Below are 22,763 nucleotides of genomic sequence, written 5' to 3' on the forward strand. Positions count from 1 at the left end.
CGCCCGTTCCGTGCCCAGGTTCGCGGTCACGACGCTTTGGTGTGGACCACGAAGGTTGTTCGCAGCTCGGTCCGACCTGTGAACACGGTGAGACTTGCCACCACGGTCGCGACCAGACCGAAGAAGACCACTGGACCCCCAGTCCGCGCTACGAGACAGGCATGGGCGAAAGTCGCGCCAGCGATCGCCAATCCAATCCAGAGGAAGACCGCGACTGCGTCGACGCTGCGCGCTATCGGCGTGCCACTCGAGAGGCCGCGCCTGCTCAGCGAGAGCATGCGCCAGAACGCGCACATCGCCAGCTCGACGAACACGAGCGCTCCCGTCATTGCGAGTGCGTAGGGCTGGGCCAGGATCGCGGACTCGTCATCTGCGCGACGAAGGACATCTGCAGCGCGTGGAACAACGAGAACCTGAACGAGGAGCGTGCAGACGAATGAAATGGTGACGAGGCCGCGAAGAATTTGGATGACTCCGATACCGACCGCGTTACGCCGATCGAGGGGCATTGGCGCGTAGGTGGATCCTTTGCCCGCCGTGGTCATGGCTGGCTTCGCGCGCCGATGAGCAGCGCTGAGGCCAGTGCGTCACAGGCCCGTCGGTACCGGCTGCGAACGGTGGAGGCAGGCTCTTCCAGGAACTGCGCGACTTCCGCGAGGGTGAAGCCGTCCCAGTGAACGAGTCGCACGATCTGCGCGAGGTCGGAGGGGAGACGGTCGAGCGCGTCGCGAACCTCAAGTCCGGCGTCCGCTGACGGCGCGGTCGCTGCAGACATAGCTGTGACACTGCGGAGCCTGTCCGCGAGGCGCCGCCGGCGGATCTCACCCCGCGACGCGTTGGCGATTGTCATCCGCGCGACGCCGAACAGCCACATGCGCGCTTCGGTTCTGTCGAGAGGCACGTCCGCGGCGCGGCGCCAGGCCACCGTCATGATCTCGGCTAGCACGTCGGGTGCGCCGTCGATGCCCACGCGCCTCTCGACGAAACCGAGCAGGTGGTCAGCATTCGCTCGCAGCGCTTCCTCTACCCGCCTGCCTTCGACCGTCACGAGCGGTCACCGGCGCAGGAACTGGTGTAGCTGCCCGCGGAGACCGCGTGCGCGCCAAAACCCTCATGCAGCATTTCCGCGTCCAAGAGTTCCGCGATGGCGTAGGACACAGCAACCGAGTACTCCTCAGATCCCAACCGGCCTGCCGAACTCACCGAGTCCGAGAAGGCACCGTCTCCCCGGATCGCAGCCAGGGCGCCATCCACATCAGCGTTCGACAACACGTCGATGCCGCCGAGGTATGTCTTCGCGGCCGCGACCGCGTCGGGCTCTCCCTCAAGATCGCCGAATGTGAGTGCACAGCGCTCGCCCGTAGATGCGACCGTGTACTGCACCTCAACGGCCGGCCGTGCCATCCAGGGTGCGTGCCACACGTCGGTTGCTGCCGCGGCCGCTGCACCACCGAGGACGACCAGTGCACCGGCCAGCGCGACCGCGCTTGCTCGCCGACGGCCGTGCGCCGGTCGCTGCGATTCGTGCCGGGTGGTGCGAATCAGCTCCGCGAGCGCAGCTGCACGCGCTGGGCTCGGAGAGCTGGTGCGCGGACCGACGGCGATGAGCATCGAGTCAAGCTCGGTTTCAACATTGACGGGGTCGGGGCTGTCAGCGTCGATTGCCATCAGGTCTCCTCGGTAGTGGGCGTGTGTCACCCATACATGTCCACGACGGGCCTGAACGACGAGACGATCGTGTCAGGACATGTTGCGTTGCCGGGCACTCCCAGTCCAAAACATGGTCCGCCCTCGTCGGGTGGGCTGAGGATTCGGACAACTAGGTGAGACAGCGTCGTTCCCACCAACCTGTCCCGCCGCAGGTCGTGGCGCTGCACGGCGGACAGGTCCTACGAGTTCCTACAAAGGGGTTCAGCGGGTCGTTCGACGCGTAGCCGTACTCGTTGGCGCCGTTGGCCGATCCCGCGGGCTGGTCGACCGGCCTCGAGCGCGGTCGACGACGAGCGACCAGTCCACGCCGGAAGTCTTTCGTGCGAGCTGGACGACTGCGCCCGCCCTGACCGGTACGGCGTTGCGCAGCGGTGTCGATCGCGCCTAGGTTCGGACGTGCGCACCTTGGCGCCTGAGGGCTTGACGAGGGAGTTCGCCATGAGCACCGCCTCCACGCGGTCGGACGTCGCGCGTAAGGGCACGACAGCCGCCCTCGTCGCCCTGACCGCGGCCTCCTGCCTCCAGGTGGTCGACCCGACCGCGAACAACATCGCCATCGTCGGCGCCAGCGTCGACCTCGACATGTCGAGCTCGCAGCGCGCGTTCGCCGCCAGTGTCGGGACTCTGGCGCTGGCAGCGTTCATCCTCACGACCGGCGCCCTCGGCGACCGCCTCGGGCGGCGCAAGGTGATGCTCGCCGGCCTGCTCGTGGCCATCGCCGGTGGACTCCTGACGGCCCTGGCGCCCACCACGGGCTTCTTCATGCTCGGCCGGGCGGTGACCGGGATCGGGATCGCGGCCTCCTTCGGGTTGAGCTTTGCGCTCCTGCGCGAGGTGCTCCCGAACAAGATCCCCAAGGCGGTCGCGTTCTGGCTCGCCGGGCAGACGGCGGCGGCGCTCGTCCTGGGGGTGGTCGCGGGCTGGATGGCGGGGTTCGGTTGGCGGTACGGGTACCTGACCATGCCGATCGTCGCGGTGATCGCGTTCCTCATGTGCATCCGCGGCCTGCCCGAGGCCAAGGCCGACACGGTCGGCCCGTTCGACTACCTGGGGCTCAGCTCGGTCGCGGTCGCCCTGATCGGGATCATCTACGGCCTGAGCAACGCCTCCACCTACGGCTGGGGATCGGGGCAGGTCCTCGCTCCGGCGGGCGTCGGGGTCGTCGCCTTCGTCGTGTTCATCTGGTGGGAGGCGCGGATCGCGTTCCCGGCGTTCCCGGTCAAGCTCTTCAAGGACCCGGAGCTCGCGGGTTCGGTCGCCACCGGGTTCTCGTTCAACATGTGGCAGGCCGTCGTGATGATCCAGCTGTCGATGCTCTGGCAGTACGTCTACCGGTACACGCCGCTGGAGGTCAGCCTCGGCCAGCTGCCGATGAGCCTGGCGATGGTCGTCGGCGCGACGATCGCCGGCCGGCTGCTGTCCAAGGGCGTCTCGGCGGCGACGAACCTCATCGTCGGTCACGTCCTGCTGATCGGCACGATGGTCGTCTTCGGCTTCTCGACGACGACATCGCCGTACATCTTCTTCGCCCTGCCGATGATCGTCGGCGGCTTCGCCCGGATGCTCAACGAGACCACGATGGGCCAGTTCTTCGTGTCCAAGCCACCGCCGTCGCTGACCGGGGCGATGGCCTCCTCGAAGACCGCGATCGGGCAGACGAGCTTCGCCCTCGGCACGGCGCTGTCCTCGACGCTCCTGTTCGGTGCCTATGGGCGCGGGATCGCCGCCGCGTTCACCCAGGCCAACGTGGAGCCCGCCCAGCAGGGGATCTACACCGGGTTGATCCAGACGTACGTGTCCGGTGGTGATCTGTCGGACTACGACCCGGCACTCGTCCAGAAGGTGGTCGACACGGCCTCCGGCGCGTTCGTCGACTCGTTCAACACGACGATGTTCGTCATCGCTGGCTTCCTGGCGGTGTTCGCCGTGATCAGCACGCTCTTCTTCGCACGAGCCACCAAGCTGCGCAAGGCGGGACTGCTGGTCGACGGCCCGATCGCGGTCGACGAGCCGACCGTGCAGCCCGGCACGAGCTGAGCACCACCACTCCCGAGACCGGAGACTGACATGAGCGCGCCCGACCTGATCCTGACCAACGCGACCGTGCTGACCGTCGACGCCGACGACGCCGTCGCGCAGGCCGTCGCCGTCACGGACGGCCTGATCACAGCCGTCGGCACCACCGACGAGGTGATCGCCCTTGCCGGTGCGGGAACCGAGGTCGTCGACCTCGCGGGCCGGACGGTCGTGCCGGGGTTCATCGACGCGCACAGTCACGTCTCGATGGGTGCGCCGTACGTCAAGCACGCCGACCTGCAGACACCGCCCGTCGGCGAGACCCGGACGGTCGCGGACGCCCTGCGGCGCCTGCACGAGGCCAAGGACCGCAACGACCCCGCGCCCGGCGAGTACGTCGTCGGGTGGGGCTACTTCCCCGACCAGATGGACGACGGTGGAGTCCTGACCGCCGACCTGCTCGACCAGGAGTTCCCCGACCATCGCGTCGTGGTCGTGCACGTCTCGGGGCACGGCGGGTACGTGAACGGCCGGGTGCTCGACGACCTCGGCTACGCCCCCGGCTGCGCGAACCCCGAAGGAGGCACCGTGGTCCGCCTGCCCGGCACGGACATCCCCTCGGGCGAGCTGTGGGAGCAGGCGTGGATGCCGTTCGTGCTCAACCTCCTGCACTACGGGCGCGCCGAGTTCGACGCGATGCTCACCGAGTACGCGCGCTGGGGCGTGACGACCGTGCAGGACGGGGCCGCGACCTGGGCGCAGATCCAGCAGATCCGTGGCTACGCCGAACAGGCACCGTTGCCGGTCGACGTCCGATCGCTGGTCATCTACAGCGACCTCGACAAGGTCATCGACGCCGGCCTGGCGGACACGACCGTCGGCGGCCACACGGTGCAGGGCGTCAAGCTCATCCTGGACGGCTCGCCACAAGGCCGGACCGCGCATGTGACCCAGGAGTACGTGACGGGTGGCCCCGGAGGCGAGCAGCACTGGCACGGCATCGCGTCCACCGACGTGGAGACCACCAACACCGTCGTCGCGACCGCCTACGGCCACGGCGTCCAGGTCTTCGCGCACGTCAACGGCGACGCCGCGATCGACCAGCTGCTCGACGCGCACCGAGCGGCGACGGCCGCGGGCATCACCCCGACCGGACGGACGATCGCGATCCACTCCCAGGTGATGCGCCTCGACCAGCTCGACGACTATGTCGCCAACGGTTTCGAGCCGTCGATGTTCACGATCCACACCTACCTGTTCGGTGACATCCACATCGCGAACTTCGGCCCGGAGCGCGCGTTCGGCATCTCCCCGATGCGCAGCGCTCTGGCCAAAGGGCTGCGGCCGTCCAACCACTCGGACTACCCGATCACCCCGATCAACCCGCTCGGCCTGCTCTGGTCGTCGGTCGCGCGGACGTCGTTGACCGGGGTCGTGCTCGGCGAGCAGGAGCGCATCACCGCCGCCCAGGCGCTGCGGGCGCTCACGATCGACGCCGCGTACGAGCACCGCACCGAGCACGACCGGGGCTCGATCGAGGTGGGGAAGCTCGCCGATCTCGTCGTCCTGGACCGCAACCCGCTCGAGGTGGCGGTCGACGAGATCCGCGACGTCGCCGTGGAGCGGACGATCAAGCGGGGCGTCACCGTCTACGCGGCACGATGAGCACGTCGCCGGTCGCCGAGCCGACGACCCCCGACGGGATCGCCCGACGACCCGGCGCCGCGATCTTCGCGTTGACGATCGCCGGCGTCGCCCAGGCGGCCGACGTGTCGATCCACAACACCGCGATCGCGTCGGCTGCCGCGGAGCTCGGCATGTCTGCCTCGCAACGATCCTTCGCCGCGTCGGCCGCGACCCTCGCGATGGCCGCCTCGATCCTGACCGTCGGCACGATCGGCGACCGGCACGGGCGACGGCTGACCCTGATCTGGTGCGCGGTCGCGCTCGTGCTGGGCGGAGTCGTCACCGCTGCGGCAGGCGGGTACGCGGTGTTCGTCCTCGGCCGGGTCATCACCGGCGTCGGCCTGGCCGGGACCCTCGGACTGTCCATGGCCCTCATCCGCACCGTCGCTCCCGACCGCGTGCCCCGGGCGATGTCGCTCTACTTCACCGGCCAGGTCGGGTTCGCGTTGCCGCTGACCATCCTGGGCGGTGCGCTGATCAACGAGTCGTGGCGCCTCGGCTACCTCGTCCTGCCCGTGGTCGGCGCCGCCGCGGCCGTGCTGAACAAGGTGTACACGCCGAAGTCGAAGGCCGTGCACCGTCGGCAGTCCGACCCGGTCGGGCTCGTCCTGGTCGCCGTCGGCCTCGTCGGCGTGATCTGGGGCGTCAGCCAGGCCAGTGGCGGGTGGGGCACGGCACGCGTGCTGGTCCCTCTCCTGGTCGGTGCTGCTGCGCTGGTCGCGTTCCTGCGCTGGGAGATGCACCACGCCGAACCCGCGTTGCCGGTCCGGCTGTTCACCGACCGGCGCCTGGCCGGCGCCCTGTCCGCGGACGTCTCGTTCAACATGTGGCAGGCCGTCATGGTGCTGCAGCTCTCGCTGCTCTGGCAGTACGTGTACGGGTTCTCTCCCCTCGAGGTGACCGTGGGGCAGCTGCCGGCGACGATCGCCATGGCTGTCGGTGCGTTCGCCGCTGGACGCTTCGCCGCGCGCGGTCAGCGCCCGCAGACCCTGGTCGTGGTCGGGCTCGCGGGTGTCGCCACGGCCATGTACGTCTTCGCGATCGGCGGCGCCTCGACGCCGTACTGGGTCTTCGCCGTCGGGCTCGTGCTCGGCGGGTTCTCCCGGATGCTGACCGAGACCTCGGCCGGCGAGTTCTTCGTCGAGATCCCCCCACCGGACCTCGTGGGCGCGACCGTCGCGAGCAAGCCCGCGATCGGGCAGGCCTCCTTCGCGCTCGGCCTGTCCCTGAGCTCGACCCTGCTGTACTCGGGCTTCGGCCGAGGACTGGGGAACCGGCTCGACGAGCTCGGGGTGACCCCGTCGCAGCAGGCGCAGGTCGTGGGCTGGTTCTCCGACGGCACCGTCCCCGAGTGGGCGAAGGGAAACGACCTGTTCGACCAGGTCGTCGGTGCTGCGCAGGAGGCCTACGTGCACGCGTACCGCACGACGACGCTGACGTTCGCCGTCTTCTTCACGGTCATGGCCGTGGTCACGGCGACATTGCTGCGCGGGCGGACCCGCGCCCGCGCGGCCGGCTGACGCACGCGCCAGCTCGAGTTGGCCAGAGCGCCGAGATTTTCCGTGCTGTTCGTCTGAGCACGACCTTCCCGTGCCATGCTGGAAGAATGGCCACCACACCGAAGCCCGCATCAGAGACGATCGCCGACCAGCAGGAGGCAGTTCTCAGCAGCCTGCCGTTCTCGGACCGGCAGGACTTCGAGGACGCGACCCGCGGCCTCGTCGGGCGCCGGGAGCCGAACGCGGTCGCGGCAGAGGACGGCACCGTTCTCTGGGACAACAGCACCTACGCGTTCCTGCAGGGCGACGCGCCCAGCACCGTGAACCCGAGCCTGTGGCGGGTGTCGCAGCTGGCGGCCGTGGAGGGCCTGTTCGAGGTGGTGCCGGGCATCTACCAGGTGCGCGGCCAGGACCTGTCGAACACCTCGATCATCGAGGGCGACGAGGGCATCGTCGTCATCGACACCCTGCTCTCCGTGGAGACGGGCGCGGCGGCGCTGGCGCTGTACCGCGAGCACCGCGGCAACCGCCCCGTCAAGGCCGTGATCTACACGCACTCGCACGCCGACCACTTCGGCGGGGTCAAGGGCTTCGTGACGCAGGAGGAGGTCGACTCGGGCGCCGTGCGGATCATCGCACCCGAGGGCTTCACCGAGGCGGCCGTCTCCGAGAACGTCTATGCCGGCACGGCCATGAACCGGCGCGCAGGTTACATGTACGGCGCGGCACTCGCGAAGGGCCCCCAGGGGGGTGTCGGAGCCGGGCTGGGGCAGACGCTGTCCACCGGGCTCGTGTCGCTGATCGCACCGACACAGCTCATCTCGACGACGGGCCACGAAGAGGTCATCGACGGCGTCCGCCTCGTCTTCCAGATGGCGCCCGGGACCGAGGCGCCGTCGGAGATGCTGATCTGGCTGCCGGACTTCAAGGCGCTGTGCGCCGCCGAGGACGCGACCCACAACCTCCACAACCTGCTGACGTTGCGTGGCGCGGTGGTCCGTGACCCGCACGCGTGGGCGAAGTACCTGACCGAGACCGTCGACCTGTTCGGCGCTGACATCGAGGTCGTGTTCGCCTCCCACCACTGGCCCACGTGGGGCAAGGAGCGCGTCGTCGAGTTCCTCTCGCTCCAGCGTGACCTTTACGCGTACCTCCACGACCAGACGCTCCGACTGCTGAACAAGGGTCTCACCGGCCCGGAGATCGCTGAGGAGATCACGTTGCCTCCGGCTCTGGAGAACGCGTGGCACACGCGCGGCTACTACGGCTCGGTCAGTCACAACGTCAAGGCGATCTACCAGCGCTACCTCGGCTGGTTCGACGGCAACCCTGCGCACCTGTGGGAGCACACGCCCGTCGAGCGCGCCAAGCGGTACGTCGAGCTCGGCGGCGGCGCGGACGCGGTCGTCGAGAAGGCGCGAACGTCGTTCGACGCCGGCGACTACCGCTGGGTGGCCGAGATCGTCAACCACGTGGTCTTCGCCGAGCCGGATCACGCCGCTGCGCGGGAGCTGCTGGCCGACACGTACGAGCAGCTGGGGTACGGCGCTGAGAACGGCACGTGGCGCGACTTCTACCTCTCCGGCGCGCTCGAGCTGCGCGACGGCCAGTTCGGTACCCCGACGGAGACGAACGCGCCGGACGTCATCGGGCAGCTGTCGCCGTCGATGCTCTTCGACGCGATCGCCATCACGGTGAACGGCCCGAAGGCGTGGGACCTGAAGCTCTCGATCGACGTGGTCCTGACCGACGTCGACGAGCGCTACCGCCTGAAGCTCTCCAACGGCGTGCTGACGTACAGCGCTGCGGCCCAGTCCGGCGACGCAGACGTCACGCTGACCACGACGGGCCGGGCACTGCCCGCGCTGGCCGGTGGGCTGACGGCGGAGGCGCTGGCCGCTGCTGGCATCGAGGTCGCCGGTGACGCGTCGGTGCTCGGCAAGCTGGGTTCGGTGCTCGACCCGGGCGACAAGAACTTCGCGATCGTCACTCCCTGACCGACCGGAAGCCTGCGGTCGCGGCTCGCCGACACCGCAGTCCACTGCCACTCCCGCACACCCCGACCAGGGGCTAGCGTGCCCACATGCTCCGCGTCCTCGCCTCGATCGCCACGCTCGTGATGCTTCTCGTCGGCGCCGCCCCGCGAGCGTCCGCGAGCACGGCGTCGCCCGTGACCTACGTGGGACACGGGACCGCCAGGTCGTGCACGCCGGCCGCCCTGGCCAAGGCGGTGCGGGGCGGCGGGACCGTGAAGTTCCGCTGCGGCCCGCAGCGCGTCACGATCGTCCTCGACCGCACGCTCGTCGTGTGCAACACCACGACGTGCCAGCACCCGTTTGCCGACCCGTCCGCCAAGGTCGTCGAGCGGCTGGTGCTCGACGGCGGCGGCAAGGTCACCCTGTCCGGCGCGAACAAGCGACCGATCCTGTACGCCAACACGTGCCAGGAGTCGTTCGGCTGGCTCGACGCGCACTGCGACACGCAGACGACCCCGCACATCGTCGTGAAGAACCTCGTCATGCAGAAGGGCAACGCGACCAAGGCGCCGACCTTCAAGGGCCACAGGCTCGAGAACCTGCGCGGCGGCGGCGCGATCGCGATGCGCGGCGGGCACCTGACTGTGCAGCACGTCACCTTCCGCGACAACCGCTGCATCAAGGCTGACTCCGACGCCGGCGGCGGGGCGGTCCGGCTCGTCGGGCAGCGCGTCCGGTCGAAGCTCGTCGACTCGACGTTCGTGCGCAACCGCTGCGCGAACGGCGGCGCCGTCTCCTCGCTGCAGGCACCGATGCTGCTGAGCCGCAGCACCCTGACGGACAACGTCGCCACGGGCAGCGGCACATCGTCGGGCAAGGGCGGCAACGGCGGGGCCGTGTACTTCGACGGCACCAAGCAGGCCGTGACCGTCGACCGCTCGACCATCCAGCGCAACCGCGCGCCGGAGGGCGGCCCGGGCGTCTTCTACGTGAGCAACGACTGGACCGGGACGCTCACGATCACGCACTCGAAGGTCACCAAGAACACCGGCGCGAGCTTCTGGACGGGCAAGACCCGCAGCATCTTCTTCCTCGGCAAGCGCTTCGTCCGGTCCGGCTCGACGATCACCTGACAATCACGCAGGAGGCACTCATGGGCAAGCTGATCTACGCGGCCAACACCTCGCTCGACGGCTACCTCGAGGACGAGACCGGCGCGTTCGACTGGTCGGTTCCCGACGAGGCCGTGCACGCGTTCTGGAACGAGCACGAGCGGACCATCGGCACGTCGCTGTGCGGCCGGCGCATGTACGAGACGATGCGTGTCTGGGAGGACGACGAGTGGCTGACGGGCGAACCGGACGTCGTCCAGGAGTACGCGGCGATCTGGCGGAACGCCGACAAGGTCGTCTACTCGACCACGCTCGAGGAGGTGTCGACGGCGCGCACGAGGATCGAGCGGCAGTTCGACCCCGAGGCCGTCCGACGGCTCAAGGAGGAGTCCGACGCGGACCTCAGCATCGGCGGCGCGACCCTCGGGGCCGAGGCGTTCCGGCACGGGCTCGTCGACGAGTGCGTGCTGCTGCTGTGCCCGGTGCTCGTGGGCGGCGGCAAGCCCGCGCTGCCGCGGGGCGTCCGCCTCGACCTGGAGCTGCTCGACCACCGACGGTTCGACAACGGCGTGGTCTACGTCCGCCACGCGGTGCGCACCCCCGACGGACCATCCGGGCGCTGAGCGACCGGCCGGCCGCGACCGGCACACTCGACGAGCCACCTGCCAGATCGGAGATCGACCGTGCCCAACCTCCCGCTTCCCGCCGACGTCATCGCGCTGCTCGCGGCGCCGAACCCTGCGGTGATGGCGACCATCCACCCCGACGGGCATCCCGTCACCGTAGCGACCTGGTACCTGGTCGAGGACGACGGTCGAGTGCTCCTCAACCTCGACGCCGGACGCGCGCGGCTCAAGCACCTGCGGGCCGACCCGCGCGTCTCGCTCACCGCCCTCGCCGAAGGCGACTGGTACACGCACGTCAGCCTCCAAGGCCGCGTGGTCGACATCCGCGACGACGTCGACCTCGTGGACATCGACCGGCTCTCGACGCACTACGGCGGCAACCCCTACCCGGTCCGTGACCGCCCCCGCGTGAGCGTCCGGGTGGAGGTCGAGCACTGGCACGGCTGGGGAGCCGCGAAGCGCGACTGACGCGCTGGTCACGCGCACCCGGCCGCAGGACGAAGCGGAGTACGAATCGTTTCGCACGGCTGCGCGGGCCGCGTCGGAGTGGTGGGCTGGGCGTTCCGTCGCCAAGGTCGTCTACGGCCGCTCCGCCCTGAGAGGGACCTCCGTGTTCTCACTACGCAAGGTGCTGACCGCGACCGCGGCCGCCCTCATCGCCGTCACCGGCTCGATCGCCGTCACCGAGCAGGCGAGCGCCGCCGCCGGGTGCCGCGTCGACTACACGGTGACCAACCAGTGGCCCGGCGGCTTCGGCGCCGACGTCAAGGTGACGAACCTGGGCGACCCCATCTCCGGATGGGACCTCCGCTTCTCCTTCGCCGCTGGCCAGACCGTCTCCCAGCTGTGGAACGGCGCCGTCACCCAGTCCGGGGCGGCGGTGTCCGTCCGCAACGCCGGGTGGAACGGGAACATCGCCACGAACGGCACCGCGTCGTTCGGCTTCAACGGCGCGTACACCTCGACGAATCCCGTGCCGAGCGCCTTCACGCTCAACGGCGTCGCGTGCACCGGCGCCCCGGTCACCCCGACGAGCTCGCCGACCCCCACACCGACGCCGACCCCCACCCCCACCGCGTCGCCTACCCCGACGCCCACCCCGACTCCGACGCCCACACCCACCACCGGCCCGGTCACGGGCACCGCCACCCAGCTCGTCGCCGACCTGGGCAAGGGCTGGAACCTCGGCAACCAGCTCGAGGCCAACATCAACGGGGTGCCCAGCGAGACGGCTTGGGGCAACCCGGTCATCACGTCGGCGCTCATCGACCGCGTCAAGGCGTCGGGCTTCAAGACGATCCGCATCCCGGTCTCGTACCTGGGCAAGATCGGCTCGGCACCGAGCTACACCGTCGATGCTGCCTGGCTCAGCCGGATCCAGGCGGTCGTCAACCTGGCCTACGACCGCGGGCTGCACGTGATCATCAACATGCACGGCGACGGCTACAAGGGCGTCAGCGGCTCGTGGCTCATCTGCGACGCGTCCGGGCAGGACACGATCAAGGCCAAGTACCAGAAGGTCTGGCAGCAGGTGGCGTCGACGTTCAAGGGCTACGACGGGCGCCTGATCCTCGAGTCGATGAACGAGAACTTCGACGGGCAGTACGGCACCCCGACCCAGCCCTGCTACTCCAACATCAACGCCTACAACCAGACGTTCGTCGACACGGTGCGCCAGACCGGCGGCAACAACACCTCCCGGTGGCTGCTCGTGCCGGGCTGGAACACCAACATCGACTACACGACCGGGAGCTACGGCTTCGTCATCCCGACGGACCAGTACCGCTCGGCGGCAGTCCCCAGCGCGGAGCGTCGGATCATGATCTCGGTGCACTACTACGACCCGTGGGACTTCACGGGCACCGAGAGCGGCGCGATCACGCAGTGGGGCCCGAACGCGACCGACGCGTCGAAGAAGTCGACGTGGGGTCAGCAGGACTTCATGGACGCACAGCTGAAGAAGACGTACGACGCGTTCACGGTCAAGGGATACCCGGTGTTCGTCGGCGAGTACGGCTCGATCGACAAGACCAACTTCGACGCGACGAACAACAAGTACCGCGCCGACTACGCGCGGACCCTGGTCGCCACGGCGAAGAAGTACGGCGCGGCCACCGCCTACTGGGACAACGGCTACAACGGCCAGTACGGGTTCGCGCTGTTCGACCGGAGCTCCGCGACGGTGACCCAGCAGGGCATCATCGACGCGATCATGGCTGGCTGAGCTCGTCGCGACCCGGGTGCGGCCACGCCGGCCGTGCCCGGGTCAGGGGTGCAGCGCGACCCACTGCTCCCGCGTGATCTCGTACCGGTAGCCGCCGAGCTCGGACCCCTCGACCGCCATCATGTCCTCGGGCGTCTCCACGTCCCGCACGACGACCATCCCGACCTTCTCCATCACGTGCTGCGACGGCACGTTCAGGGACATCGTCTCGCCCCAGACCGTGCGGACGTCGAGCTCGGTGAACGCCTTCGTGAGCAGGGCCGACGAGACCTCCGTGGCGTAGCCCTTGCCCCACGCCGCCTGCCGCAGCCGGTAGCCGAGCTCGACCTGGTCCAACGGCCCGTCACGCTCCGGGCGCAGGCAGAACCACCCGATGAACGTGCCGCTCTCGCTCTCGTACGCCGCGAAGAGCCCGAAGTTCCCGGCCCACCGCTCGTAGGCGGCGACGAAGTGGTGCATGCCGTCCCGGTACATCTCGGGCGGCGTCGGCTCGCCTCCGGTCAGGTAGCGCATGACCGCGGGATCGCTGTCGAGCTCGACGAGCCGCTCGGCGTCGTCGAGGCCCAGCTGACGCAGCGTCACCCGGTCGGTCTGGAGGTAGGAGCTCACGGCGGTCAGCATGCCGGAGCACCCTCGGACCGGCCCAGCTGAATTCGCTCAGACCCGCTCGGCCGGCTGCTCGTCGATCCGGTGCCGCTCGTCCAGGATCGCGGCGCCGGCCGCGACCAGCTTCGCCTCGTGGTCGCGGAAGTGGTGCCCGCAGAAGAGCAGCTCCATGCCCTCGCCCATCGGGAGGGTGGCCTTGACGTAGGCCTGCGCGCCGCAGCGGTCGCAACGGTCCTGACGGGTGAGCTGAGCGGTCGTCGTGGGCTGGTCGAAGGTGGCGACGGTCATGGGCGGACTCCTCGTCTCGCTCGGAGCGTGCTCGCCGGACGACGAGCACCATCTGCTGCCCGTCCGAACCGCCGGCGGAGCCCCACCATTCCGCGTGTTCGCTCAGCGGAGAACCGCGTCCCCCGCGGTCACACCAGCTCGACCCCGTCCGCCTGCGGCCCGCGGTCGCTCTGGCGCACCTTGAACCGGACCCGGTCGCCCTGCTCGAGCGGCTCGGCCCCCCGCACGACCGAGACGTGCACGAACAGGTCCTCGCCGCCGGCGTCCGGGGTGATGAAGCCGAAGCCGCGCTCCTCGTCGTAGCGCGCGACGACACCCTCGCCGCCGGTCACCGAGCTGCCCGACGACGAGCGGCCACGGTCCGACCTGGACGCGGGCCCCCCGCGCGACGAGCCGCCCACCACCTGCACGTTGCGGCCGAGCGGTCCCCGGTCGCCGGTGGTGACGTCGAACGTCACGCGGTCGCCCTCGGACAGCTCGGTCATCCCCCGGGTCAGCTCCTTGACGTGCACGAAGACGTCGTCGCCGCCGGAGTCGGGGACGACGAACCCGAAGCCCTTGACGTCGTCCCACCAGGACACGGTGCCGTCCGCGCCGTCGGACGACGCCTGGCGGGCGGCCTCCGCGCCGAGCGGCAGCAGGTGGTCCGCCTGCGGGCCCTTCTCCCCGTCGACGACGAGGAACGCCACGCGCTGCCCGTCCGAGATCACGCCGCCGCCGACGATCGCCGAGCTGTGCACGAAGATCTCGCCGCGGCCGTTGTCGGGCGTGACGAAGCCGTAGCCCTTGGCCGGCTCGTACCAGGCGACGGTGCCGAGCACGCCCAGGGGCGCGTCGGCGGCCACGTCGCCCGTGACGCGGACGCGCCGGGCCTGCGGACCGCGATCCCCCTCGCCCAGCTCGTACTCGACGACCTGCCCCTCGCGCAGCTGCTTCATCCCCTCGCCGCCGACGATCTCGGACGCGTGCACGAACAGGTCCTCGCCGTCAGGACCGAGGTCGAGGAAGCCGAAGCCCCGCTCGGCGTCGAACCAGCGGACAGTCGCCTCAGGCATGGTGGACTCCTTCTCTCGGTTGCTGTCACCCAGTGTCCCTGACGGAACCGCGTCAGGCGCCCGCCTGCTGCCGGAGGCCGGCGAGCAGGAGGTCGAGCCCGGCGCGGAACTGCTCGGCGTCGTCGTGCGCGGCGAACTCGTCGGCGATGTGGTGCAGGAACGGGAAGTCGTGCTCATCCATCGCGAGGATGCTCGCGCGGAACTCGGAGACGAACTCGTCGACGGGCACGGTGCCGTCCCGGACCTCCGGGGGCGGGTCCTGCCCACGGTCCGCGGCGACGCCGACGACGTACGCCATGACCGCCGACACGGCGTCGAGCTGCTGCCGGGGCGTCAGGTCCAGCCGCATGAGCTCGCGGCCCACGCGGTCGAAGAACATCAGCCCGTTGGTCTGCGTGCCCGTGTCCTGCAGGAAGTACGCGCCGAGCCACGGGCGGTTCACGGTCGCGGCGTAGAAGGCGATCGCGAGCTCGCGGACCTCGGCGATCGGGTCCTTCCCGTGCCCCACGTGCGAGGTCGCCGTGAGGACCCCGCCGAGGACGTGGTCGGCGGCGCGCTCGAGGAGCTCGTCCTTGCTCGAGACGTACCAGTAGATGCTGCCGACCCCGCCGCCGAGCCGGGCGGCCAGCGCGCGGAACGTCAGGGCCGCCTCGCCGCCCTCGTCGAGCAGCGCGACCGCCTCGGAGACCACGGCGTCCAGCGAGTGCGACGAGCGTTGCCGGCCGCTCTGTCGTCGTCCCCCGCCCCGGCGCCTGACCAGATCGGCGGGCCCGCGTGACGCATCACTCACTTCGTCGTCCGTCGTCATGGTTGCACTCTACCGAACATCGTTCTAGCGTATGGAACAACGTTCGATGAACGAACACCGTTCTAGCAAGGACCCGATCATGACGACACTCACCGCTCCCTCACCCGCACGGACCTACCCGTCCCTGCGTGCGGCCTGGATCCCGATGGCCGCGCTCTGCCTCGCGTTCTTCGTCGAGATGGTGGACAACACCCTCCTGACGATCGCGCTGCCGACGATCGGCCGGGACCTCGGCGCCGGCACCACCTCGCTCCAGTGGGTCACCGGGGCGTACTCGCTCACGTTCGGCGGGCTCCTGCTGACCGCGGGATCGGCGGCGGACCGGATCGGCCGGCGCCGCGTCCTGCTGTACGGGCTCGCCGCGTTCGGGCTCATCAGCCTGCTCGTCCTCGGCGTCTCCACCTCGGGCGAGCTCATCGCGCTGCGGGCGGCGCTCGGCGTCGCGGCCGCCGCGATGGCGCCGATCACGAACTCGCTGGTCTTCCGCCTGTTCGACGCGCAGGAGCTCCGGATGCGCGCGATGACGGTGATGATCGTCGTCGGCATGAGCGGGTTCATCCTCGGGCCCCTGCTCGGTGGCACCGCCCTCGCGCACGTCGGCTGGCAGTGGTTGCTGCTGGTCAACGCGCCCATCGCCCTCATCGCCTGGTTCGGCGTCCGCAAGGGCGTCGCGGCCGACGACCCCGCCGGGCTGACGACGGACCGCCTCGACCTCCCCGGCTCGGTGCTGAGCATCATGACCATCGGCCTGGCCTGCTACACCGCCACGAGCGGCGTCGAGCACGGCTGGATGTCGGCCTGGACGTGGGCCTCGGGCCTCGGCGCGGTGCTCGCGCTCGTCATCTTCGTCCGGCACGAGAACCGCACGGCCGAGCCGATGCTCGACCTCACGATCTTCCGCAACGGCATCGTCCGCGGCGCGAGCATCGCCCAGCTCGGCACGTCGATCGCCATGGCCGGCGTGATGTTCGGCCTGATCCTGCACTTCCAGTACGCCTACGGGTGGAGCCCGGTGCGCGCGGGCCTGGCCAACCTGCCCCTGATCCTCACGATGATCGTCGCCACCCCCTTCTCGGAGGCCCTGGCCAAGCGGTTCGGCCACCGCGTCGCGTGCCTCGTCGGCGCGGGGCTCCTGGCGGGGTCGCTCGTCGGCCTGGCGTGGGGTGTCGAGCACGGGTACCTGGCCATCGCGTTCTTCATGGTCACCTTCACGATGGGCCTGCGGACGGTGATGACGATCTGCGCCGTCGCCCTCGTCGAGGCCGTCCCCGAGAACCGCACCTCGCTCGGTGCCGCCCTGAACGACACCGCGCAGGAGGTCGGCACCAGCGTCGGCACGGCGATCGTCGGCACGCTCATCGCCGTGCTCGTCACCACCGTCCTGCCGGACGGCGTGTGGGGCAGCGACCTCGTGGCGTCGTTCTTCCACGGCGAGCGCGTCGTCTTCGGCACCCTCGCGGTCGTCGTCGGGCTCGCCGTCGGGTTCGGATCGCTGTCCCTGAGCAGCTCGCGCTCGGTCGACGAGCACGCCTGACGAGTAGCGTGGACATCCAGCCTCGTTCATCGGTGGTCGAGGCCCCTCGACCCCCTGCGAAGGAGCACGGAATGAGCGAGTCGACGAACGGCTGGATCTCCGCGGCCGAGTTCCACCGGGCACCGGGCGTCGCCGACTGGCGCGTCACGGGGATCGCGGGGCCGCAGGCCGTCTTCACCGCGACCTCCCTGGCGCACGCGGCGGGCCTGGTCGCCCCGATCGTCGCCGCGGCCGAGCGGTTCGGCATCCGGCCCGACGTGGACCTCCGGCCCGAGGGCGTCGTCGTGCGCATCCCGAACCGGAACTGGGACGGCATCCCCGCAGCCGCCGGCCAGTTCGCGGCCGCCGTGTCCCAGGCGGCCGCCGAGCTGGGGCTGACGCCCGACCCGTCACGCGTGCAGTCCGTCGGCATCTACGTCGCCCAGCACTCCGGGACCGACGCGCGACCGTTCTTCCGGGCCGCGCTGGGCTACGACGACCTGGGCGACACGGACGCCGTCGACCCGCTGCGGTGCGGGCCGGGGCTCGCCTTCAACCCGATCGCCGGGGACGTGCCGGCGCGCGGCAGGACGCACTTCGACGTCTTCGTCCCGGCCGACCAGGCGCAGGCCCGTGTGGAGGCCGCGCTGGCCGCGGGTGGGCGGCTCGCCGACGACTCCTACGCCCCCGCCTGGTGGTCGCTCGCCTCGCCCGACAACCACGGCGTGGACATCGCGGGCTGGACCGACACCGCCGACTAGCGTCGGCCCGTGATCATCTGGCTCAACGGGACCCACGGGATCGGCAAGACGACGACCAGCGCCCTGGTGCAGCAGCTCGTGCCGGGCTCGCGGGTCTTCGACGCCGAGAAGGTCGGCGAGACGCTGATGGACATCAAGCCGGGCCTGCCGGAGACGGACAACTTCCAGCACTGGCCGCCCTGGCGCCCGCTCGTCGTCGACACCGCGCGCCGCGTGCTCGACTACACCGGCGGCACGCTGGTGATCCCGATGACGGTCCTCGTCGAGCCGTACTGGCGCGAGATCAGCGACGGCCTGGCCGAGCACGGCATCGCGGTGCGGCACTTCGTGCTGCACGCCGAGCCGGACGTCCTGCGGGCGCGGATCCTGGGCGACACCGTGATGGGCCCGTCCGCGTTCCGCATGCAGTACGTCGAGGCGTACGCCGAGGCCGCCCGCGCCTGGCTGCACGACGAGGCCGAGGTGGTCGACACGACCGACCGCTCGCCCGCCGAGGCCGCCGGGCAGATCGCGCGGTCCGCCCTGGCCGCGACGGGCTGAGGCACGGGCCTTCGCTAGGTTGGCCCGATGCCGCTCGCTCTCATCACCGGCGCCGCTCGCGCCACCAGCATCGCCGCAGGGATCGTGCCGCGGCTGACCGCCGACGGTTGGCAGGTGGTCACCAGCGATCTCGCGGACGTCGACTACCCGTGCGACCTGTCGAGGCCGGAGGGGCCCGACGAGCTGATCGCCGCGGTCGTCCGCGACCGGGGCCCGATCCACGCCCTCGTCCTGAGCCACGCCCACGACGTCGAGAGCGGCATCCTCGACACCACGGCGGAGAGCTTCGACAGGCACACGGCGATCAACGCCCGCGCGAGCCTCCTGCTCATCGCGGCGTTCGCACGTCAGACGCCCCCCGAGGGCGGAGCGATCGTCGGGCTCACGAGCGACCACACGACGGGCAACCTCCCCTACGGGGCGTCGAAGGGCGCGCTCGACCGGATCGTCATCTCGGCAGCGCGCGAGCTCGGCCCGCGGGGCATCTCGGCCAATGTCGTCAACCCCGGCCCCATCGACACCGGGTGGATCGACGACGACCTCCGGGCGTCGCTGATCCCCGCACATCCGCTCGGACGCCTGGGGACGCCCGGCGACATCGCGGCGATCGTCTCGTTCCTCGTCTCCGACGAAGGACGCTGGGTCTCGGGCCAGCTCCTCCACACCGACGGCGGCTTCTCGGCCCGATTCTGACGCGAGGGCGCCGCCGCCGTGGCGGCCGGCGTGGTCAAGCGCCGCCGCCGTGGCGGCCGGCGTGGTCAAGCGGCGCCCCCGTGCTGCCGATGACGCTGTCCATGGGCACGGCGCGCTGGTACGAGAAGCTCGAGTCGCGCTGGGGTGCGCGGCAGAACCCGGTGGCGCCACCAGCGCCCGACCTCTCCCCGATCCAGACGCACGCGGCGAGGGACGTCGCCGCGTCGCGGGCCGACGTCTGGGCGGCGTACACCACGCACGGATGCGACGACGAGGCCGGGTGGTGCCAGCACATCGTCGGAGCGCCCACCAGCGGCGTGGGCGCCAGGCACGTGCACCTCGGTGAGGAGGCACCACCGTACGGGCTGCGGACCGTCGTGTACGTGGAGGTGGTCGCCCAGCAGGAGGGCCACTGGATCACGCTCCAGGCGCACGCCGGGGCCTGGGACCACGAGGAGACCTGGCAGTTCACCGACACCGGCGACGGCCGCACGACCGTGACGATCACAGGCCGGCACCGACGCCCGCACCTGCCCGAGCGCAGCGACGTGCTGCGCTCGACGCTCCACCAGGTCGCACTCACGGCGTTGGACGGGCTGGCTGATCGCGTCGAGGGACGCGCCTGACTCGATCCGGAGCGGCTGCGTCGCCCCGGACGACCGTGGGATCGTGCAGCGTATGACCGAGATCAACCCGAAGGGCGATGCATCGACCCGAACCGTGGGTGGGTTCGACCGCGCGGGCCGCGTCTGGGTCCTCACGCTCTTCGGGATCGGAGGCATCGCGGTCGGCGCCATCCTGCCCCCTCTCGCGCGATGGGCGGCCGAGCTGCCGTGGGTGCCGTTCGAGGGACCGATCCGTCTGCTCGGGTCGTTCGACGATGCGTGGCTCGTGTGGGGCCGCCCCGTGCTCGGGCTCGTGGCCGGCCTCGCGTTCGCCGCCTGGGTCCTCGTCGACTCCCCGCGGCTCGCGATCAGCCGCGAGCAGGTCGAGGTCCGGCGCCGCGGGCAGGTCGAGCGGGTGATCGCGCGCGCCACGGTCGCCTCGGTCCGCCCGCGCGGCGCCAAGATCCTCGTCGAGGCCGAGAGCGGACGGACGCTCTTCGAGGACGACGTCGAGGGCGACAAGAGCGCGATCCGCAGCGCCTTCGTCGACCTCGGCTACCCGTGGGAAGGCCCGCTCAAGTGAGGAGAGACCCCCTAGCGGCGCCGCCGGATCGTCGGCGGCTGTCCGATGCGCGTGGGGCCGTTCGTGGAACAGGTGAGCGGCGGCCGACCGAGGCCGCCCGACGAAGGAGGCAGAGATGGCCCGGTACGTGATCTCGTTCGACGACGGCGCGATGGACCACATCGCCGACGGGGACTGGCCGCAGGTCGCCGAGGACTCGCACGCGGTGATCCGCGAGGCCGTCGAGGCAGGCGTGTGGGTGTTCGCGGCAGGGCTCGAGCGGCAGCGGGCGAGCATCGTGGCCACCGACGGGTCAGTCACCGACGGCCCGTACCCGGAGACCAAGGAGGTCATCGGGGGGTTCGCCGTCGTCGAGGTGGCCTCACGCGAGGAGGCGCTGGTGTGGGCGGCCAAGATCGCCGCCGGGTGCCGCTGCGCGCAGGAGGTCCGCGAGCTGATGCCCGACGCCGAGACGGACGCGCTGCTGGCGGCCCGAGGTGCGCCCGTCGGGGCCCAGCCGGGGGTGTGAACGGATGACGCCGGGCGTCGGCGCGCTCGCGGCGCCCGGCGTCGGGCGGCCGGACGACGTCGTCGTATATCGGTAAAGAACGAAACGTTTCAGGGGTCGTCCGCAGTCGGCGGCGGTGCTTGCATGGCAGGTACTCGCCCAGTCCCGCCCCCGGCCCCCCGCACGTCGTCCGCCTCGAGGAAGAGGCCGTCGGCGTCGCGCCGGCACCAGAGGAGGGTTCGCCGCCTTCTGCCCAGGAGCCCTCGTGACACGCACCAGGTCCCACCTCGGATCAAGCCTCTTCGCCCGCGTCCTCGGCATGCTCGCCGTGCTCGCTCTCGCCGTCTCCACCCTGGTCGCGACGACGCAGAGCAGCGCCGTCGCCGCCACCGCGAACGGCACGGGCACCGGTTACCTCAGCACGAAGGGGAACCAGATCGTCGACGCCTCCGGCGCGACGGTGCGCCTGACCGGCATCAACTGGTTCGGCATGGAGACCGACAACAAGACCTTCCACGGACTGTGGGCGGGCGTCACGTGGAAGTCGATGATCGACCACATGGCCCAGCTCGGGTACAACACGATCCGGGTCCCCTACGCCGGCGACGCGTTGAAGCCGGGCGCAGTGGCGTCGAGCGTGAACACCAACACCAACCCGGACCTCGTCGGGCTCTCGCCGCTGGAGATCCTGGACAAGGTCGTCGACTACGCGGGCTCGCTCGGGATGCGCATCATCCTGGACCGGCACCGGCCGACGTCCGCGGGCCAGACCGCGCTCTGGTACACACCGGCGGTCTCCGAGGCGAGCATGATCGCCGACTGGCAGCTGCTGGCGAAGCGCTACGCGGGCAACCCGACCGTCGTGGGCGCCGACCTGTTCAACGAGCCCCACGCCGAGGGCACGTACCCCAACGGGACGGGCTCCTGCTGGGGGTGCGGTGACACGGCACGCGACTGGCGCCTGGCTGCCGAGCGCATCGGCAACGCCGTGCACGCCGCGAACCCCAGCTGGCTCGTGCTGGTCGAGGGTGTCAGCTGCCTGGACGGCAGCGTCGCGAACACGTGGGACGCCATCCCCGACGACCCCAACGCGTGCAGCTGGTGGGGCGGCAACCTCTCGGGCGTGGCGAAGAACCCGGTGCGGCTGAACGTCGCGAACAAGCTCGTCTACTCCGCGCACGACTACGGCATCTCCGTCTACGACCACCAGGACTGGTTCGACACCGTCAAGCACCCGGACTTCCCGGCGAACCTCCCGGCGACCTGGGACTACTACTGGGGCTACATCTACAAGCAGAACATCGCGCCGGTGCTGGTGGGCGAGTTCGGCAGCACGCTGCGCGACCCGCGCGACGTGCAGTGGATGAACGCGCTGGTCAAGTACATGGGGACCGGCTCGAGCGGCATGTCCTTCACGTACTGGTCCTGGAACCCGGACTCCGGTGACACCGGCGGGATCGTGCAGGACGACTGGGTCACCGTGAACACCAACAAGCAGTCGATCCTGCAGCCGGCGCTGGTGCCGCCGGTCAAGCCGGGCAGCACGCCGACGAGCACCCCGACGAGCACCCCGACGACGACCTCCAGCCCGACGACGACCCCGACGCCCACTCCGACCCCGACGGCGACCGGGAAGTGCACCGCGACGGTCGCGCTCACGAACTCCTGGTCCACCGGCTTCCAGGCCGCGGTCACCGCCAAGAACACGGGCAGCACGGCGCTCAGCCCGTGGGTCGTCTCCTTCACCGTCCCCGCCGGCGTCACCATCGGCAGCGGCTGGAACGGCACCTTCACCCAGAGCGGCACCACCGTCACCGTGACCGCGCCGAGCTGGAACGCCTCGCTCGCAGCCGGCGCGACGGCGAGCGTCGGCTTCACCGCCAACGGGACGTCGACCCCGCCGCCCGGCGCCATCAAGCTCAACGGAGCCATCTGCTCCTGAGAGAGAGCCTGCCGGGTCCCTCCCCTCAGGACC

The 22,763-nt window shown here is 70.5% G+C and carries 23 protein-coding genes; 16 read left to right on the forward strand and 7 right to left on the reverse strand.

What is annotated here, in order from left to right; genetic code table 11:
* Window positions 1-26 precede the first annotated feature (26 nt).
* From EDF34_RS13870 to EDF34_RS17435, 3 genes are read right to left on the reverse strand one after another with little or no spacing between them, the layout of a single operon-like run.
* Complete coding sequence (locus EDF34_RS13870; RefSeq protein WP_148076639.1) at window positions 27-545, reverse strand: hypothetical protein; 519 nt, start codon at window positions 543-545, stop codon at window positions 27-29.
* Window positions 542-1,048, reverse strand: coding sequence for an RNA polymerase sigma factor (locus EDF34_RS13875; protein ID WP_233575395.1), 507 nt, complete (start codon window positions 1,046-1,048; stop codon window positions 542-544). Before EDF34_RS13875 ends, EDF34_RS13870 begins: the two co-directional genes overlap by 4 nt.
* Window positions 1,045-1,668 carry a hypothetical protein gene (locus EDF34_RS17435; RefSeq protein WP_148076640.1) on the reverse strand — a complete coding sequence of 208 codons (624 nt, stop codon included), beginning with the start codon at window positions 1,666-1,668 and terminating at the stop codon, window positions 1,045-1,047. The genes EDF34_RS13875 and EDF34_RS17435 overlap by 4 nt, the downstream gene beginning before the upstream one ends.
* 480 nt (window positions 1,669-2,148) lie before the next feature.
* Between EDF34_RS17435 and EDF34_RS13885 the strand changes: the two genes are divergently transcribed.
* From EDF34_RS13885 to EDF34_RS13920, 8 genes are all read left to right on the forward strand, one after another.
* Window positions 2,149-3,747, forward strand: coding sequence for an MFS transporter (locus EDF34_RS13885; protein WP_123372089.1), 1,599 nt, complete (start codon window positions 2,149-2,151; stop codon window positions 3,745-3,747).
* Window positions 3,748-3,777: 30 nt separating this feature from the next.
* Window positions 3,778-5,391 carry an amidohydrolase gene (locus EDF34_RS13890; RefSeq protein ID WP_123372090.1) on the forward strand — a complete coding sequence of 538 codons (1,614 nt, stop codon included), beginning with the start codon at window positions 3,778-3,780 and terminating at the stop codon, window positions 5,389-5,391.
* Window positions 5,388-6,932, forward strand: a complete 1,545-nt coding sequence (locus tag EDF34_RS13895; protein ID WP_123372091.1) for an MFS transporter — start codon at window positions 5,388-5,390, stop codon at window positions 6,930-6,932. The genes EDF34_RS13890 and EDF34_RS13895 overlap by 4 nt, the downstream gene beginning before the upstream one ends.
* Window positions 6,933-7,018: 86 nt before the next feature.
* Window positions 7,019-8,908 (forward strand): alkyl/aryl-sulfatase, encoded by a 1,890-nt coding sequence (locus EDF34_RS13900; RefSeq protein WP_123372092.1) that lies wholly within the window; start codon window positions 7,019-7,021, stop codon window positions 8,906-8,908.
* Window positions 8,909-8,994: 86 nt separating this feature from the next.
* The gene (locus tag EDF34_RS13905; protein WP_123372093.1) at window positions 8,995-10,020 is read left to right on the forward strand and encodes a right-handed parallel beta-helix repeat-containing protein; all 1,026 of its coding nucleotides are present in this window, start codon (window positions 8,995-8,997) and stop codon (window positions 10,018-10,020) included.
* 20 nt (window positions 10,021-10,040) lie between these two features.
* Window positions 10,041-10,622: a dihydrofolate reductase family protein gene (locus EDF34_RS13910; protein WP_123372094.1), complete on the forward strand. Its 582-nt coding sequence runs from the start codon at window positions 10,041-10,043 to the stop codon at window positions 10,620-10,622.
* A gap of 60 nt (window positions 10,623-10,682) precedes the next feature.
* A complete protein-coding gene (locus tag EDF34_RS13915; RefSeq protein ID WP_123372095.1) occupies window positions 10,683-11,093 on the forward strand; it encodes a TIGR03618 family F420-dependent PPOX class oxidoreductase in 411 nt (136 codons plus the stop codon).
* 142 nt (window positions 11,094-11,235) lie between these two features.
* The gene (locus tag EDF34_RS13920; RefSeq protein ID WP_199737906.1) at window positions 11,236-12,849 is read left to right on the forward strand and encodes a cellulase family glycosylhydrolase; all 1,614 of its coding nucleotides are present in this window, start codon (window positions 11,236-11,238) and stop codon (window positions 12,847-12,849) included.
* Between the two features lie 42 nt (window positions 12,850-12,891).
* On the opposite strand, the gene EDF34_RS13925 is transcribed toward EDF34_RS13920, so the two are convergent.
* The 4 genes from EDF34_RS13925 to EDF34_RS13940 form a co-directional block, all read right to left on the reverse strand.
* On the reverse strand, window positions 12,892-13,470 hold the full coding sequence (locus EDF34_RS13925; protein WP_233575396.1) for a GNAT family N-acetyltransferase: 579 nt from the start codon (window positions 13,468-13,470) through the stop codon (window positions 12,892-12,894).
* Window positions 13,471-13,506: 36 nt separating this feature from the next.
* On the reverse strand, window positions 13,507-13,743 hold the full coding sequence (locus EDF34_RS13930) for a hypothetical protein (protein WP_123372096.1): 237 nt from the start codon (window positions 13,741-13,743) through the stop codon (window positions 13,507-13,509).
* Between the two features lie 128 nt (window positions 13,744-13,871).
* Window positions 13,872-14,798, reverse strand: coding sequence for a cold-shock protein (locus tag EDF34_RS13935; protein WP_123372097.1), 927 nt, complete (start codon window positions 14,796-14,798; stop codon window positions 13,872-13,874).
* 52 nt (window positions 14,799-14,850) lie between these two features.
* Window positions 14,851-15,606 carry a TetR/AcrR family transcriptional regulator gene (locus EDF34_RS13940; protein ID WP_123372098.1) on the reverse strand — a complete coding sequence of 252 codons (756 nt, stop codon included), beginning with the start codon at window positions 15,604-15,606 and terminating at the stop codon, window positions 14,851-14,853.
* A 79-nt stretch (window positions 15,607-15,685) separates the two neighbouring features.
* On the opposite strand from EDF34_RS13940, the gene EDF34_RS13945 reads away from it, so the two are divergent.
* From EDF34_RS13945 to EDF34_RS17910, 8 genes are all read left to right on the forward strand, one after another.
* A complete protein-coding gene (locus tag EDF34_RS13945; RefSeq protein ID WP_123372099.1) occupies window positions 15,686-17,140 on the forward strand; it encodes an MFS transporter in 1,455 nt (484 codons plus the stop codon).
* Window positions 17,141-17,211: 71 nt separating this feature from the next.
* Window positions 17,212-17,880, forward strand: a complete 669-nt coding sequence (locus EDF34_RS13950; RefSeq protein ID WP_123372100.1) for a VOC family protein — start codon at window positions 17,212-17,214, stop codon at window positions 17,878-17,880.
* A gap of 9 nt (window positions 17,881-17,889) precedes the next feature.
* Window positions 17,890-18,420, forward strand: a complete 531-nt coding sequence (locus EDF34_RS13955; protein ID WP_123372101.1) for an ATP-binding protein — start codon at window positions 17,890-17,892, stop codon at window positions 18,418-18,420.
* A 27-nt stretch (window positions 18,421-18,447) separates the two neighbouring features.
* A complete protein-coding gene (locus EDF34_RS13960; RefSeq protein WP_123372102.1) occupies window positions 18,448-19,113 on the forward strand; it encodes an SDR family oxidoreductase in 666 nt (221 codons plus the stop codon).
* Window positions 19,114-19,202: 89 nt separating this feature from the next.
* On the forward strand, window positions 19,203-19,739 hold the full coding sequence (locus EDF34_RS13965; RefSeq protein WP_158615094.1) for an SRPBCC family protein: 537 nt from the start codon (window positions 19,203-19,205) through the stop codon (window positions 19,737-19,739).
* A gap of 43 nt (window positions 19,740-19,782) precedes the next feature.
* Complete coding sequence (locus tag EDF34_RS13970; RefSeq protein WP_148076641.1) at window positions 19,783-20,301, forward strand: hypothetical protein; 519 nt, start codon at window positions 19,783-19,785, stop codon at window positions 20,299-20,301.
* Between the two features lie 115 nt (window positions 20,302-20,416).
* Window positions 20,417-20,809 (forward strand): YciI family protein, encoded by a 393-nt coding sequence (locus tag EDF34_RS13975; protein WP_123372105.1) that lies wholly within the window; start codon window positions 20,417-20,419, stop codon window positions 20,807-20,809.
* 244 nt (window positions 20,810-21,053) lie between these two features.
* Window positions 21,054-22,730, forward strand: coding sequence for a cellulase family glycosylhydrolase (locus EDF34_RS17910; RefSeq protein WP_233575397.1), 1,677 nt, complete (start codon window positions 21,054-21,056; stop codon window positions 22,728-22,730).
* Window positions 22,731-22,763: the final 33 nt, after the last annotated feature.

This window comes from Cellulomonas sp. PhB150 (assembly GCF_003755175.1).
Lineage (GTDB): Bacteria > Actinomycetota > Actinomycetes > Actinomycetales > Cellulomonadaceae > Cellulomonas.